The following is a 13,939-nucleotide window of genomic DNA, read 5'->3' on the forward strand; positions in this document are numbered from 1 at the left end:
GGTGGTGGAATGGCCGACGAACGTCCCAAGGAGCGAGCGGATGCGGCGCGTAATCGGCGGGCGATCCTCGAAGCGACCGCCGCGCTGCTCGCCGAACACGGCGCCGATGCCCTGACCATGGATCGGGTCGCGGCGGCCGCGGGCGTGGGCAAAGGCACGATTTTCCATCGCTTCGGCAACCGCGCCGGCCTGCTGCACGAGATGATCGCGGAGAGCACCTTCGCGCTGATGGACGCCGTCCGCACCGGTCCGCCACCGCTCGGGCCGGGTGCTCCCGCCGGTATCAGGCTGGTGGCCTTCTTCGACGCGTTCGTGCGATTGATGACCGACAACATCGAGGTGACGGTCGCCTACATCCAGGGCCCGCCACACCCGCAAGCCGCCGAAATCCACGACTTCTGGGACGCGCACATCATCACCCTGCTGCGCGAGGCGCGCCCGGACCTGGACGCCGAGGTGGTCGGCAGACTGCTGTTCGGGTCACTGGGCGGCGCGCTGGTGCCGCAGCTGGCCCGCGCGGGTGAGACGGATCGGCTGCTTGGTGCGGTTCGGGAACTGGTCGAGGCGGTGCTCAGGGCGCCGTGAACCCCGACGCGACCGGTGTCGAGGGCGACGGCAGTTGCGGTTCGGGCCCGAACCTCGCTGGGGCCGGATCTCGGGTCAGTCGTGCGTGAGGATCGCGTCGAAGCGTTCGTCTGCGCGGTCGAGTTGGTCGAGAATATGGCGCTTGACGTGCGCGGCGAGCGGGGTGTCCGCGCGGGTGACCAGGTCGCGGTAGACGTCGGTCAGCGGGCGGTATTTGGTCGCGAGCTTCTGCATATGGCGGCCGTCGGCATACAGGATGCCCACGCCGTTATCGGTGAAGTCGGACAGCTTCACGACCCGGGCCCACGGCGCGCGATCGAGCTCGGCCGCGACGTGCGCGCGGTACTGGACGTGTCGATCGATCGACGGATCAGGCTCCGGATTCGTCACGGCGGCAACGATATCGGCCACCCGGGCACCGAATCGTTCGGACAGTTCGGTGAGCGCGGCGGTGGTCGCCGGGCCGGGCCGGTCGCCGGCGAGCTCGGTCGCGTGATCCTCGACCGCGTCGTGCAGCAGGCCGGCGGCCACCAGATCGGCGTCGCGGACCTCGTAGTGGCTGATGATCCGAATCGCCACGCGCAGTAGATGATTGAGATACGGTTCCCGGCCGTAGCGATCGTCGCGGTGCAGCTCGCCGGCCAGGTCGAGAGCGGCGGTGAGCCGTTCGGCCTCTGGGAGTTCCGCGATCTCCAGCAGTAGTCGCTCGCGCAGTCCGGATTCGCCGTAGACCTCGCTGATCGTATGCAGCGGCATTACGGCCAGAACCCCCGCCCCAGGATTGCTCATAGGGTCAATCTATCGGTGCGGCCCCCGGCGGCGCTGTGCTCTATGCCACTCTGTCTGCCGTTGCCGGAGCATGCCCTGTCGGAAAATCCGTTGCCGGTGCCCGTGGCTCGTGGTGTCCTGGTAGATACGCGAGGCAGGAACTGGAGGTGACCGTGGCCGCGCACGACAAACGGCCGCGACGAGGTTCGGCCACCGATGAAATGTTGAAACTGCACCGGCGCACCATGGTGCTCGACAGCCGGGTCTATACGGTGATCAGTCTGCGGCCCGGCAGTGATTTCCGCTTCTCCACCAATCGTTTTCACGACACCTGGCATGTGCTGTCGGACTGGCGCGGTGCGCGGGTGCTCGCCCGACTGCTGTGGGGGCTCGCCTATCAGCGGCGGCCGGGCACCGTGGTGGTGATCGATCCCGAACACCTGGATCCGAACCCATTCGACGCCGCACCCGCGGATCCGATCGTTGTGGTGCCCTCGGACCTGACCGTATTCACGCGCGCCGCGGCCGTCGCACTGCGCAGGCAGCTGCCGTTCCGGCAGCGCTCCGAAGGCACCGTGCGCTGGCAGACCTTCGGCCTGCGGCAGGCGGTGGACGAACTGCGGGAATGGCGATCGCAAGGCCCCGGCGAGCGGATCTGGCGTCACCATGACCGGCGGACCGGATCGGCCTGGGTCGACCGCATCGGCGGGCTGATCACCGTGTTCGGCACACCCGATCAATTGCGCAGCTGGGCAACCGATCTCGCGACGCTGGGCACCTACGCCCACGACGGGATGGATTACACCTACCTGGACGAAGCCGATGACAACGGTGAGGTCCAGATCTTCCGTCAGTATCGGCGGAAGGTGAACATCGCAAGTCAGGCGCGCGCCGAGGTGCTCGCACGAGGGGGCTGGGAAGCGGGCGATGTGGACAGCGCCATCTGGGCGCATGCCGCGACAATTCGCCGCCGCCGCTTCCCGGCGATCGACGCGCCCTCAGTGCTCGACTGACCCCGGGTGCCTCCGCAGACAGCGCCGCGACGATGAGATCCGTTGCGGCGCTGTGCTGTATGAGCCGCTGGCTCGCATACGTGTGCTGCGCCGTGGGCGCGCAGGCTTCGTGCAGCATCCGCCCCGGTGTCTTCTCTCGCAGGTCGATGTCACGGCGGGCGATAGGCCGGTCGATCGCGGTGCGTGCGTGCATACGGGTGGCCGAGTCGGTGGTGTCGGCTTCGTCCAGGCCGGGACCGGCGCAGCGGTGTCGCAGGTGGACTACTTGCCGACGCCGTGCCGGGGCACCGTCGGCGTAGACGCTCGCGTGGTCCGGCACTCACCTCGACATTCGGTCTGCCGCATCGGCAGACCGTGAACACACGCCTATGTCGAGTCGTTCGATGCGCGTAACCCGTTGAGTACCAGAGCGATCAAGCGTTCTGCCTGATCGGGGCCGGCATGTTCGCGTGTCCAGGCTGCCGCGTTGATGAGTGTGAACACATCGGCGGCGGTGGCATCGGGCCCGAGAGCCGCCGACCGGCCTGCGCGATCGACGAGTTGCTCGCCGATGCCGTTCATCCGCAGGCAGGATGCGTGCAGTTCGCTACCGTCATCGTTCAGGCTCTCCACCAGCACCGCGGCCAGGCCCTGATACGTGGCGGCGTGCTGGACCACCGCGCGCACCCACTCGGCCACGATGTCCGCCGTGACCGGTCCGTCGAGCAACCGATCACCGCGCTCGAACAGGTCCTCGTTGCGCTCCGCCAGCAGCGCGGCGATCAGTGCCCGGCGAGTCGGGAAGTGTCCGTACAGCGTGCCGACACCCACGCCGGCCCGCCGGGCCACATGCTCCAGAGGCGCGTCGGCACCGCCCGCGCCGAAGACCTCGTCGGCGGCGGCGAGCAGCCGCTCTCGATTGCGGCGGGCATCCGCGCGGGGACGGCGGGCCCGCGATGCTGTTTCCTCCATCACAACCCCTTCTAAGTCGAGGGTCCATCGAGATATATTTCGAAGGTGCCTCGATTTTAGAAGGAGTAGATGATGATCCTGGTCACGGGTGCTACCGGTTCGATCGGCCGCCATCTGGTGCGCCTGTTGCGACAGCAGGACATACCGTTTCGGGCGCTGGTGCGCGACCCGGACCGCACGCGAGAACTGGACTGCGACCTGATGGTGGGCGATTTCGACGATCCGGACTCGATCGCGGCCGCGCTGTCGGGCGTCGACCAGGTGTTTCTCTGTTCACCGGGGGCGCAACCTGCGCCGGGGCCGCAGCCGATGGTCGCCCAGCAGACCACTGTGATCGATGCGGCGGTCCGTGCGGGGGTACGGCGCATTGTGAAGGTCTCGGTCCGGGGTGCCCGGCCTGGTGGTCTGCTGGCCGAGGGTGCGCATGCCGCGATCGAGGCGCGGCTCGAGGCGTCGGGTCTGGATTGGTCGATCCTGCAGCCGAGCGGGTTCATGCAGAACTTCCTCACCGGCGCGGGCGCATTCACCAGCGGCGGCGATCTTCTCGGCGCCTACGGACAGGGTCGCGTGTCCTACGTCGACTGCGCCGACATCGCCGCCTGCGCCGCCGTACTGCTGAGCAGCGACCTCGGCACTGGGCGGCGGTTCGTGCTGACCGGTCCCGAAGCCCTCTCTCACGCCGAGATCGCCGCCCGGCTGTCCGAGGCGCTCGGCCGGACGGTGTCCTACATCGACCAGCCCCCATCAAATTTCGCGGACAACCTGGTAGCCCAGGGACTGCCTGCTCAGTTCGCCGCCGACGTGGCAACGCTGTATGCCGACGTCGCGGACGGATCTCTCGCCGAGACCACCTCGGCCGTCCGCGATCTCACCCGCCGACCGGCCACGACATTTACCGAGTTCCTGGCCCGCGAGCGGGATCTTTTGCGGCAGTGGCCACCACAGCACTACGGGTGAGTCGGGTGCGTCGAGGGCCCGATCCGCGCCGAACGTTCCGTGACGGGATTCCCCAGGTCGGCCCTGCGCTATCCCGCCTGCGGAACCAGGGTGTTCTGCCTTGCTGCGGTCCACCACCGCCCTTCCTGCTTCACCAGCACGTACAGCGCGACCATCGCGGGGTCGGTGTCGATGAGCTCACCCTGCGCGGTCGTCGCGCGCGCGACCTTGTGTGCGATCGCGACATCCGGACGCAGGAACACGATGTCGGTGACGTCGTAGCGCACATACTCGTCCTTCAGGAACCCGGCCAGCCCTTGGCGATTCGCGTCCAGCAGCGCCGCGGTGCCTGCGATCAGCATGCCGACGGCGTTCCCGGCGACCGCGTTGGCGGTGAAGTGCGCAGTCATCAACTCGGCGTCATTGGTGTTGTACGCGGCCTGGGTGTCGGCGATGATCTGCTCGATCGCCGCAATGTCCGCGGTGTGGTCGACGGTGGTGTCCTCGACGACCGGCGGCTGAAACGTTGCTGTATCCATGAGAATCAGCTTCGTACCTGAACTATAGTTGAGGTCAACTCCCCGGGTCAGTCGCCTGGATCACAACTCCGGCGGCATACGGAAGGGCAACGCGCCCAGGTCGATTGCGGTGCCGAGGCTCGTGCATTCCGTAGTGCGCAAACAGTGGGATGGTGTGTTTCTGCGGATCGCCCTCGACTCCATTGCTCGCTCATTGCGACGTGATCGTCGAAATCGCGCAGCCGCCACTATCGCCCGGTGCCGGGTCAGCGCACGTTGCGGGGGCGGAACTGAATGCTGATCCGCGGCCCGGCCGGCTTGCGGGTCTTCGGTATCGCATGCTCCCAGGTGCGTTGGCAGGAGCCGCCCATGACGAGCAGATCACCGTGACCCACCGTGTAGCGCAGACTCGCGCCGCCACCGCGCGGCCGCAGGAGTAATGCGCGCGGCGCGCCGACTGAGACGATCGCGACCATCGTGTCGTCGGTGGCGCCGCGGCCGGAGGTGTCGCCGTGCCAGGCGACACTGTCGCGGCCGTCGCGGTAGTAGCAGAGTCCTGCCGTCCGGAAAGGCTCGCCGAGTTCGCGCTGGTAATGCGTGCTCAACGCATCACGCGCGTCGTCGAGGATCGGATCCGGCAGCGGTTGGTCTTCGTCGTAGAAGTGGAGCAGCCGTGGCACGTCCACGACCCGGTCGTACATCGGCCGCCGCTCGGCCTGCCACGGCACTCGGCCGACGAGGCGCTCGAACAACGTGTCCGCGCCGCTGAGCCAGCCGGGCAGCACGTCCACCCACGCGCCGCTGCTCAGCGGTGTCCGCCGCAATCGCTGCAGCGTCTCGAGGCGGACGTCATCGAACCCGTCGAGCAGCGAACCCTGGAATGGTGTCGGCATGAATTCGAATCTACGTCGAATCGAACGTATGTGCTAGTAGATTCCTCGGAATGTCGCGATGCCGGGCGCTCGCGTCCGACCGCTTCGTGGCCGGGCTCACAGCGGCGTCGTGGCCCGGCTCACAGCCCGATATGCCTGGTGAAAGCGGTGCTCGGGGCGCTGCTAGGCTGCTTGCCGTAAGACATCCTTTAACGGACCGTCCGGTGAGGCGGGGAAGGAGGTCGGCATGGCCGTGCCCGAAGATCGGGCCGCCAAGTCCGGCGCTGGCGAGGTATCGCAGCGACACACACCCGAATGGGTGGAGGCGGGACGCGAACTGTTGTCGCCGTCGGATGTCGGCCGGACCGTCGCGCGCATAGCGCATCAGATCATCGAGAAGACCGCACTGGATTCGGGCGATCCCGACGCACCGCGCGTCGTGTTGATCGGAATCCCCACCCGCGGCACCACCCTCGCCGCCCGGCTCACGGAGAAGATCGAGGAATTCTCCGGTGTGCGCCCGGCGCTCGGCTCACTCGACATCACCCTTTACCGCGACGATCTGCGCAGTCGCCCGCACCGGCCACTGGAACGCACCTCCGTGCCGGAAGGCGGTATCGAGGACGCGCTGGTGGTCCTCGTCGACGACGTGCTGTTCTCCGGCCGCACCGTGCGCTCCGCACTCGACGGACTGCGCGACCTCGGCAGGCCGCGCAGCGTGCAGCTAGCGGTGCTCATCGACCGCGGCCACCGCGAACTGCCGATCCGCGCCGACTTCGTCGGCAAGAACGTGCCCACCTCGCGCAGCGAGGACATCTCCGTACTTTTCACCGAACACGACGGCCGCGACGGCGTGTATCTGCATCAGGAGGCGGAAGCGTGAGCGAGCGAGCCACGGCGGAGCCGAGCGTCAGCGAGGTGGCGTCGTGAGGCATCTGCTGACGGTGACGGACTTGGATCGCGTCACCGCGACGGAGCTGCTGGACGAAGCCGAACGTTTCGAGCAGGCACTGCTCGGGCGTGAGGTGCACAAGCTGCCGACGCTGCGCGGTCGCACCGTGATGACGGTGTTCTACGAGAACTCCACCCGGACCCGGGTGTCGTTCGAGGTGGCGGGCAAGTGGATGAGCGCCGATGTGATCAACGTCAGCGCGAGCAGCTCCTCGGTCTCCAAGGGCGAATCGTTGCGCGACACCGCGCTGACGCTGCACGCGGCGGGCGCCGACGCGCTCATCGTGCGGCATCCCGCTTCCGGTGCCGCGCACCAGATCGCGCGTTGGATGGATGCCTGGGCGGTGCAGTCGGGCCGCGGTTCGGGTCCGGCGATCATCAACGCGGGTGACGGCACTCACCAGCACCCGACTCAGGCACTGCTCGACGCGTTGACACTGCGGCAGCGGCTCGGTGACATCGAGGGCAAGCGCGTGGTGATCGTCGGCGATATCCTGCACAGCAGGGTCGCCCGCTCGAATGTCTTCCTGCTGGCCACCCTCGGCGCCGAAGTCGTGCTCGTCGCCCCGCGCACCCTGCTGCCCGTCGGTGCGGAGAGCTGGCCCGCGCGGTTCTCGCACAGCCTGGACGCCGAATTGCCCGGCGCCGACGCGGTATTGATGCTGCGTGTGCAGGCGGAGCGCATGAACGGCGGGTTCTTCCCCTCCGCCCGCGAATACTCGGTGAACTACGGGCTTTCGGAGCGTCGGATGGCGATGCTCGAGGAGCATGCGGTGGTCCTGCATCCGGGACCGATGCTGCGCGGCATGGAAATCGCCTCGCCCGTTGCGGACTCACCGAAGTCCGCGATCTTGCAACAGGTGACGAACGGAGTGCATATGCGGATGGCGGTGCTGTTCCGGCTGCTGGTCGGCACCCAGGAGGCGGTGGCGTGAGCGAGTTGCTTTTGCAGGGTGTTCGACCGTACGGCGAGGGGGAGCCGGTCGATGTGCTCGTCCGCGACGGTGTGATCGCCGCGATCGGCGTCGACCTCGACACCGGTGCCGACACCGAGGTGATCTCGGCGCAGGGCCAGGTCCTGCTGCCCGGCTTCGTCGACCTGCATACCCACCTTCGTGAACCGGGGCGCGAGGACACCGAGACCATCGAGTCGGGTTCCGCCGCCGCGGCGCTCGGCGGCTACACCGCGGTGTTCGCGATGGCCAACACCAATCCGGTCGCCGACTCGGTGGTCGTCACCGACCATGTGTGGCGGCGCGGCCAGGAGGTCGGGCTCGTCGATGTGTTCCCGGTGGGTGCGGTCACGGTTGGCTTGGCGGGCAAGCAGCTCGCGGAAATGGGCACCATGGCCGCAGGCGTCGGCGCGGTGCGCATGTTCTCCGACGACGGTCACTGCGTCTACGACCCGCTGCTGATGCGCCGGGCGCTCGAATACTCGAACTCCCTCGGTGTCCTGATCGCGCAGCATGCCGAGGAGCCGCGCCTTACCCAGGGTGCGGTCGCGCACGAGGGGCCGACCGCGGCCAGGCTCGGCCTTGCCGGCTGGCCGCGCGCCGCCGAGGAGTCGATCGTCGCCCGCGACGCGCTGCTCGCCCGTGATGCCGGTGCGCGCGTGCACATCTGTCACGCCTCCACCGCGGGCACCGTGGAACTGGTCAAATGGGCCAAGTCGCAAGGTATTTCGATCACCGCCGAGGTCACGCCGCACCATCTGCTGCTCGACGATTCGCGGCTGGAAACCTACGACGCGGTCAACAAGGTGAACCCGCCGCTGCGCGAGGCCTCCGACGCGGCGGCGCTGCGCCGGGCACTGGCCGAGGGCATCCTCGACTGCGTCGCCACCGACCACGCCCCGCACGCCGAACAGGACAAGTGCTGCGAGTTCGCCGCCGCACGTCCCGGCATGCTGGGCCTGGAGACCGCGCTGTCGATCATCGTGCAGACCATGGTCGAACCGGGGCTGCTCGACTGGCGCGGCGTCGCGCGGGTGATGAGCGAGCGGCCCGCCGAAATCGTCGGACTCGACGACCACGGCAGACCCATCGAGGTCGGCGAACCGGCGAACCTCACGCTGGTCGACCCGGACGCCACTTGGACGGTACGAGCCACCGAGCTTGCCAGCATCTCGAACAACACACCGTTCGAGGCGATGACGTTCCCTGCCCGAGTGACGACGACGTTGCTGCGGGGCGTGGTAACCGCCCGCGAGGGCAAGGCGGTGGGGAACCGTGCGGAGGCGTAGATGAGCGAACAGTGCGCAGCTGCTCGTCGAAGCCGACCGGGTGCGGGTGTCCCGCAGGACACAGGAGGTCCGTAAGTGGAAAGAACGCTGTGGGTGGTAGGACTGCTGGCGCTGTTCGCGCTGTGCGTCTGGCTGATGTACCGAGGCTGGCAGAACCGGGCAGCGCGCCAAGCGGCGAGCATCGGTGAGCTACCGGGGGTGCCCGCCGACTGCGGCGCGCAACTGCTCGAACCGACCACCGGAATGTATCTCGGCAGCACCATCGCGCCCAGCTGGCAGGACCGGATTGCGGTGGGCGACTTGGGCTTCCGGGCCACAGCGGAACTCACGAGATTCGAACGCGGAATTCTGCTCGAGCGCGAGGGGGCGACGGTGATCTGGATTCCGCAGGAATCCATCACGGCGGTGCGCACCGAACGTGGGCACGCGGGCAAGGTCATGACAGAAGATGGTGTGCTGGTAATTCGCTGGAAGCTGCCCACCGGAACCGAGATAGACACCGGTTTCCGGGGCGACGACAAGACGGTGTACCCGGCTTGGCGAGCGGATCCGACCAGAGCGACGACGGGAGAAGACGAATGAATGCAGGATCGCGCAGCGATTCGGTGGGGGGCGGTGGTCGGGCGACCGGAGGGCAGGCAGAAGCGGCAGCTCTGGTGCTGGAAGACGGGCGGGTGTTCCGTGGCACGGCCTACGGCGCCGTGGGTGAGACGCTCGGTGAGGCGGTGTTCTGCACCGCGATGACCGGATATCAGGAGACCCTCACCGACCCCAGCTATCACCGGCAGATCGTGGTGGCCACGGCTCCGCAGATCGGCAACACCGGCTGGAACGACGAGGACGACGAGTCCTCGAAGATCTGGGTCGCGGGCTACGCGATCCGCGATGCCTCGCGCATCGCGTCGAACTGGCGCTCTACCGGGACACTGCAGGACCAGCTGGGTCGTCAGGACGTGGTCGGCATCGCGGGAATCGACACCCGCGCGCTGGTGCGCCACCTGCGCACCCGCGGTTCGATGAAGGCGGGCATCTTCTCCGGCGCCGCACTGACCGGTACCGATGAGCTGCTGGCCAGGGTGAACGGCCAGCCCTCGATGCTGGGCGCGGATCTGGCCCGAGAGGTCAGCACCGACGCGCTCTACACCATCGAGCCGGTCGGTGATCCCCGCTTCACGGTCGTCGCGGTCGATCTCGGCATCAAGACCAACACCCCGCGGATGTTCGCCGAGCGTGGGATGCGGGTGCACGTGGTGCCCTCGACCACCTCGCTGGACCAGATTCTGGCGCTGAACCCGAACGGGGTGTTCCTGTCCAACGGTCCCGGTGACCCGGCTACTCAGGACGGTGCGGTCGCGATCACCCAGGGCGTGCTGGAAAAAGGTCTGCCCCTGTTCGGCATCTGCTTCGGCAATCAAATTCTCGGCCGGGCGTTCGGGCGCAAGACCTACAAGATGAAGTTCGGCCACCGCGGTATCAACATCCCGGTCATCGAGCGGGAAACCGGTCGCATCTCCATCACCGCGCAGAACCACGGTTTCGCACTGGAGGGTGAGGCGGGGGAGCAGTTCGACACGCCCTTCGGCCGCGCCGAGGTCAGTCACGTCTGCGCGAATGACGGCACTGTCGAGGGCGTCCGCCTGGTCGACGGCCGCGCGTTCTCCGTGCAGTACCACCCGGAGGCTGCCGCAGGCCCCCACGACGCCGCTTATCTCTTCGACCGTTTCGCCGGTCTCATGGAAGGAGCCTGATGCCTCGCCGCAAGGATCTCGAGCACATCCTGGTGATCGGCTCTGGCCCGATCGTTATCGGCCAGGCATGTGAATTCGACTATTCCGGCACCCAGGCGTGCCGGGTGCTGCGGGCCGAGGGCCTGCGGGTATCGCTGGTGAACTCCAACCCGGCGACCATCATGACCGACCCGGAGTTCGCCGATTCCACCTACGTGGAGCCGATCACGCCGGAGTTCGTCGAGAAGGTCATCGACAAGGAGCGTCCCGACGCCATTCTCGCCACCCTCGGCGGGCAGACCGCGCTGAACACCGCGGTAGCCCTGCACGAACGCGGTGTGCTGCAGAAGTACAACGTCGAGCTGATCGGCGCCGACTTCGACGCCATCCAGCGCGGTGAGGACCGGCAGAAGTTCAAGGACATCGTCGCCAAGGTCGGCGGCGAGAGCGCCCGCTCCGCGGTGTGCCACACCATGGCCGAGGTGCGAGCCGCCGTCGCCGAGCTCGGTTTCCCCGTGGTCGTTCGCCCCTCCTTCACGATGGGCGGCCTCGGCTCCGGCATGGCCTACAACGACGACGACCTCGACCGCATCGCGGGCGGCGGCCTGGCCGCCTCACCCACCGCGAACGTGCTCATCGAGGAATCCATTCTCGGCTGGAAGGAATTCGAGCTCGAGCTCATGCGCGACAGCCGCGACAACGTCGTGGTGGTCTGCTCGATCGAGAACGTGGACCCGATGGGCGTGCACACCGGTGACTCGGTCACCGTCGCCCCGGCCATGACCCTCACCGACCGCGAGTATCAGAAGCTGCGCGATCTCGGCATCGACATCCTGCGCGAAGTCGGCGTCGATACCGGCGGCTGCAATATCCAGTTCGCGGTGAACCCCGCCGACGGCCGCCTCATCGTCATCGAGATGAACCCGCGCGTTTCGCGTTCCTCGGCGCTCGCCTCCAAGGCCACCGGCTTCCCGATCGCCAAGATCGCCGCCAAGCTGGCCATCGGCTACACCTTGGACGAGATCGTCAACGACATCACCAAGGAAACTCCGGCCTGCTTCGAGCCGACGCTGGACTACGTGGTCGTCAAGGCGCCACGGTTCGCGTTCGAGAAGTTCCCCGGCGCGGACGCGACGCTGACCACCACCATGAAGTCGGTGGGCGAGGCGATGTCGTTGGGCCGCAACTTCTCCGAAGCGCTCGGCAAGGTGCTCCGCTCGCTGGAGACCAAGGCCGCAGGGTTCTGGACAGAAGCAGATGGAAAGTGGGCCCCCTCCGATGGCGGCGACCCACAAGCGGTCGCCGCGGCCACCGAGTCCATCCTCGAAGATCTGCGGACCCCGACCGAGGGCCGCATCTACCAGGTGGAGCGCGCGCTGCGCCTCGGCGCGAGCATCGAGGAGGTCGCGAAGGCCTCCGGCATCGACCCGTGGTTCGTCGCCGAGGTCGCCGGACTCGTCGAACTGCGTCAGGAAATCATCGACGCGCCAGTGCTCGACGAGACGCTGCTGCGTCGCGCCAAGCACTACGGCCTTTCCGACCGCCAGATCTCCGCGCTGCGTGCCGAACTCGCGGGCGAGACCGGCGTGCGCACCCTGCGGCACCGGCTCGGTGTGCGGCCGGTCTTCAAGACCGTCGACACCTGCGCCGCCGAATTCGAGGCCAAGACCCCGTACCACTACTCGACCTACGAGCTGGACCCCGCAGCCGAGTCCGAGGTCGCGCCGCAGCGCGAACGCGACAAGGTGATCATCCTCGGCTCGGGGCCGAACCGGATCGGCCAGGGCATCGAGTTCGACTACTCGTGTGTCCATGCGGCGCAGACGCTGTCGCAGGCCGGGTACGAGACGGTGATGGTCAACTGCAACCCGGAGACCGTCTCCACCGACTACGACACCGCCGACCGGCTCTACTTCGAGCCCCTGACCTTCGAGGATGTGCTCGAGGTCTTCCACGCGGAGTCCGAATCCGGCACTGTCGCCGGCGTCATCGTGCAGCTGGGCGGGCAGACCCCGCTCGGGCTCGCGCAGCGGCTCACCGACGCGGGCGTCCCGGTGGTCGGTACCAGTGCCGCGGCCATCGACCTGGCCGAGGATCGTGGCGAGTTCGGTGACGTGCTGGTCGCCGCGGGCCTGCCCGCGCCGAAGTACGGCACCGCGACCACCTTCGCGCAGGCCAAGAAGATCGCCGCGAGCATCGGCTACCCGGTGCTGGTCCGACCGTCCTATGTGCTCGGCGGGCGCGGCATGGAGATCGTCTACGACGAGCAGTCCCTCGAGGGCTACATCTCCCGCGCCACCGAGCTCAGCCCCGAGCATCCGGTGCTGGTCGACCGATTCCTGGAAGACGCGATCGAGATCGACGTCGACGCACTGTGTGACGGCGAGGAGGTCTACCTCGGCGGCGTGATGGAGCACATCGAAGAGGCGGGCATCCACTCCGGCGACTCCGCCTGTGCGCTGCCGCCGATCACCCTGGGACGCAGCGATATCGAAGCTGTGCGCCGGTCCACCATCGCGCTGGCCAAGGGCATCGGTGTCAAGGGCCTGCTCAACGTGCAGTACGCGCTCAAGGACGATGTGCTCTACGTGCTGGAGGCCAATCCCCGCGCCAGCCGCACGGTTCCGTTCGTATCCAAGGCCACGGCGGTGCCGCTGGCCAAGGCCGCGGCCCGGATCACCATGGGCGCCACCATCGCCGAACTCCGCAAGGAAGGCATGCTGCCCGCCGAGGGTGACGGCGGGCACGTCCCGCTGGACGCGCCGGTCGCGGTGAAGGAAGCGGTGCTGCCCTTCCACCGGTTCCGCAAGGCCGACGGCACCGGCGTGGATTCGCTGCTCTCCCCGGAGATGAAGTCCACCGGCGAGGTCATGGGCATCGACGCCGACTTCGGCACCGCCTTCGCCAAGAGTCAGGCCGCCGCCTATGGCTCGCTGCCCACCGAGGGCACCGTGTTCGTCTCGATCGCCAACCGCGACAAGCGGGCCATGGTGTTCCCGGTGAAGCGCCTGCACGACCTCGGCTTCCGCATCCTGGCCACCGAGGGCACGGCGGAAATGCTGCGCCGCAACGGAATTCCGTGCGAACAGGTGCGCAAGCACTCGGACCCGCAATCCGGTGGCGAGGCGCCGATCGCGTCGATCGTGGAGCAGATCCGCGACGGCGAGGTCGACATGGTGTTCAACACCCCCTACGGCAACTCGGGGCCACGTGTGGACGGCTACGAAATCCGCACCGCCGCGGTCGGTGTGAATATTCCGTGCATCACCACGGTGCAGGGTGCGGCCGCGGCCGTGCAGGGCATCGAGGCGACCATCAACGGTGGCATCGGGGTGCGGTCCCTGCAGGAACTGCATTCGGCGCTTCGTGGCTGAGG

13 protein-coding genes are annotated in these 13,939 nt (G+C 67.7%); 9 read left to right on the forward strand and 4 right to left on the reverse strand.

Annotation, left to right across the window (positions count from 1 at the left end; genetic code table 11):
- Positions 1–9 precede the first annotated feature (9 nt).
- The gene (locus ACFU4Z_RS22180) at positions 10–585 is read left to right on the forward strand and encodes a TetR/AcrR family transcriptional regulator (RefSeq protein ID WP_379065867.1); all 576 of its coding nucleotides are present in this window, start codon (positions 10–12) and stop codon (positions 583–585) included.
- A 75-nt stretch (positions 586–660) separates the two neighbouring features.
- Here the strand turns inward: ACFU4Z_RS22180 and ACFU4Z_RS22185 are convergent, their stop codons facing one another.
- Positions 661–1,374, reverse strand: coding sequence for an HD domain-containing protein (locus tag ACFU4Z_RS22185; protein WP_379065869.1), 714 nt, complete (start codon positions 1,372–1,374; stop codon positions 661–663).
- 152 nt (positions 1,375–1,526) lie between these two features.
- Between ACFU4Z_RS22185 and ACFU4Z_RS22190 the strand changes: the two genes are divergently transcribed.
- Positions 1,527–2,366: a hypothetical protein gene (locus ACFU4Z_RS22190; protein WP_379065989.1), complete on the forward strand. Its 840-nt coding sequence runs from the start codon at positions 1,527–1,529 to the stop codon at positions 2,364–2,366.
- 366 nt (positions 2,367–2,732) lie between these two features.
- Here the strand turns inward: ACFU4Z_RS22190 and ACFU4Z_RS22195 are convergent, their stop codons facing one another.
- Complete coding sequence (locus ACFU4Z_RS22195; RefSeq protein ID WP_379065871.1) at positions 2,733–3,317, reverse strand: TetR/AcrR family transcriptional regulator; 585 nt, start codon at positions 3,315–3,317, stop codon at positions 2,733–2,735.
- Positions 3,318–3,389: 72 nt separating this feature from the next.
- Between ACFU4Z_RS22195 and ACFU4Z_RS22200 the strand changes: the two genes are divergently transcribed.
- On the forward strand, positions 3,390–4,274 hold the full coding sequence (locus ACFU4Z_RS22200; RefSeq protein WP_379065873.1) for an SDR family oxidoreductase: 885 nt from the start codon (positions 3,390–3,392) through the stop codon (positions 4,272–4,274).
- Between the two features lie 68 nt (positions 4,275–4,342).
- Here ACFU4Z_RS22200 and ACFU4Z_RS22205 read toward each other — a convergent pair whose 3' ends face one another.
- Together ACFU4Z_RS22205 and ACFU4Z_RS22210 are read right to left on the reverse strand one after the other, a co-directional pair.
- Positions 4,343–4,792, reverse strand: a complete 450-nt coding sequence (locus tag ACFU4Z_RS22205) for an SgcJ/EcaC family oxidoreductase (protein WP_379065876.1) — start codon at positions 4,790–4,792, stop codon at positions 4,343–4,345.
- 245 nt (positions 4,793–5,037) lie between these two features.
- A complete protein-coding gene (locus ACFU4Z_RS22210; RefSeq protein ID WP_379065878.1) occupies positions 5,038–5,664 on the reverse strand; it encodes an alpha-ketoglutarate-dependent dioxygenase AlkB in 627 nt (208 codons plus the stop codon).
- Between the two features lie 226 nt (positions 5,665–5,890).
- Here ACFU4Z_RS22210 and pyrR point away from each other — a divergent pair, with 226 nt between their 5' ends.
- The 6 genes from pyrR (at position 5,891) to carB (ending at position 13,937) form a co-directional block, all read left to right on the forward strand.
- Entirely contained in the window at positions 5,891–6,526 is a 636-nt protein-coding gene (gene pyrR / locus ACFU4Z_RS22215; protein ID WP_379065880.1) for a bifunctional pyr operon transcriptional regulator/uracil phosphoribosyltransferase PyrR, read from the forward strand.
- Positions 6,527–6,569: 43 nt separating this feature from the next.
- A complete protein-coding gene (locus ACFU4Z_RS22220; protein WP_379065882.1) occupies positions 6,570–7,529 on the forward strand; it encodes an aspartate carbamoyltransferase catalytic subunit in 960 nt (319 codons plus the stop codon).
- The gene (locus tag ACFU4Z_RS22225) at positions 7,526–8,836 is read left to right on the forward strand and encodes a dihydroorotase (protein ID WP_379065884.1); all 1,311 of its coding nucleotides are present in this window, start codon (positions 7,526–7,528) and stop codon (positions 8,834–8,836) included. Before ACFU4Z_RS22220 ends, ACFU4Z_RS22225 begins: the two co-directional genes overlap by 4 nt.
- A gap of 75 nt (positions 8,837–8,911) precedes the next feature.
- Positions 8,912–9,418: a transporter gene (locus ACFU4Z_RS22230; protein WP_379065886.1), complete on the forward strand. Its 507-nt coding sequence runs from the start codon at positions 8,912–8,914 to the stop codon at positions 9,416–9,418.
- 74 nt (positions 9,419–9,492) lie between these two features.
- Positions 9,493–10,584, forward strand: coding sequence for a glutamine-hydrolyzing carbamoyl-phosphate synthase small subunit (gene carA, locus ACFU4Z_RS22235; protein ID WP_379065991.1), 1,092 nt, complete (start codon positions 9,493–9,495; stop codon positions 10,582–10,584).
- The gene (carB, locus tag ACFU4Z_RS22240) at positions 10,584–13,937 is read left to right on the forward strand and encodes a carbamoyl-phosphate synthase large subunit (protein ID WP_379065888.1); all 3,354 of its coding nucleotides are present in this window, start codon (positions 10,584–10,586) and stop codon (positions 13,935–13,937) included. The genes carA and carB overlap by 1 nt, the downstream gene beginning before the upstream one ends.
- Positions 13,938–13,939 lie beyond the last annotated feature (2 nt).

It is taken from the genome of Nocardia sp. NPDC057440, from assembly GCF_042802915.1.
In the GTDB taxonomy this organism is placed as follows: Bacteria; Actinomycetota; Actinomycetes; order Mycobacteriales; family Mycobacteriaceae; genus Nocardia.